This window comes from Leptospira ryugenii (assembly GCF_003114855.1).
GTDB classification, from domain to species: domain Bacteria; phylum Spirochaetota; class Leptospiria; order Leptospirales; family Leptospiraceae; genus Leptospira_A; species Leptospira_A ryugenii.
Map to the genome: position 1 here is coordinate 1 of NZ_BFBB01000022.1, position 1228 is coordinate 1228.

Annotated in this window: 1 protein-coding gene and 1 pseudogene; both read right to left on the reverse strand. The window is 38.0% G+C overall.

The window, feature by feature from the left end; genetic code table 11:
• Positions 1–317: 317 nt before the first annotated feature.
• Positions 318–767, reverse strand: coding sequence for a hypothetical protein (locus DI060_RS18815; protein WP_108978551.1), 450 nt, complete (start codon positions 765–767; stop codon positions 318–320).
• Between the two features lie 216 nt (positions 768–983).
• Positions 984–1228, reverse strand: a pseudogene (locus DI060_RS19110) (nucleotidyltransferase domain-containing protein); the annotation flags it as partial.

Here is a 1228-nt window from a genome sequence, read left to right on the forward strand (position 1 = left end):
ATCCACGATCTGATTCTCCTTCCAAGGCATCCCCATAGCCCTCCTGTAAAGGTGTTCTAGGGGATGAGAAACCAGAAAGTGTTACCTATGTCTTGCTACAAAAGTGTTACCCATGTCCTGAGTCATACTTTAATGCATAGCGTATAACGAACTAGGCTACACGACGTTGTCCGTAGCTGAGCCTCTCCGAGGCGTTAGCGTCGGCGCGTCTTCTTGCGACGCAAGAAGCGTGACGGAGGACAATGTGCCGTCAGGCCGAGCGAGGGCGAAAGTCCCGAGCGTAGCGTGTCAGCCGCAGTTATGCGAAGTAGTGTGTTTTAAGTTCCAATATATTGATTTATCCATGAATCAGGTACATTGAACCAAAAGGCAGGAATTAATTCTTCATTTTTTAGAAAAGAGATATTTCCATCAAAATATTTAAAAACTTTAGAGTGAATTTTTTCTAGAATTGTATCAATTCGTTCCTTTCGAGATGTGTATTCCATTATATTAAATTCTTCGTAACTATCTTTGGTACATATTTCGGCAAACCATCCATCAAAAAACCAACTCTTTGGTCCACCCATTCCAAATTTTCTATCACTTATTTCTTTTGTGTATTCCCACCAACTAATAGCATTTATCTCGAAATCATTAAAAATAGACTCAGCTATAAAATCTTTGTAATAATCTCTATTTACGATAACATCTATATATCCATTTCCGACAGGCTGAGCTTTGTACTTTCTAAGTATCTCTTCCAATTTTTCTTGTTTTAAATCCATTTTTATTCTTTTTACTCAAAATTTCACACTATTTCGCATAACGAACTAGGCTACACGACGTAGGCTGACCCTGAGTCCCGGAACGGGACGTTAGGGACTGGCACGACACTTGCGCATGCAAGGGGAGTGACAGAAAGCCTATGTGTCGCAGACCGAGCGAGGGCGTAAGTCCCGAAGCGAAGCGTGTCAGCCGCAGTTATACGCCGTAGCATATTATCAAGATAAGCTATTTAAATAATCAGTAGCTAATGATTCTGCTTTTTTGTTTATGTTTATTTCTGATGGAAAAATAGAAGATCTTAAACTTTTGTAAATTTCAATAAGTTCTAAGATTGCAATCTTTATTGAATCATAAGAATAGTTTGGAATTGTTTTTTTTAATAGATTTAAATCATTCGGATCAAGAAAAAATTCTAATTTTCTAACACCACGAGGATCCCTATTATATTTAAGATGATATA

Excerpts from the sequence above, each read along its gene's own strand:
- DI060_RS18815 (WP_108978551.1), bottom strand. The coding sequence starts at position 767 with ATGGATTTAAAACAAGAAAAATTGGAAGAGATACTTAGAAAGTACAAA.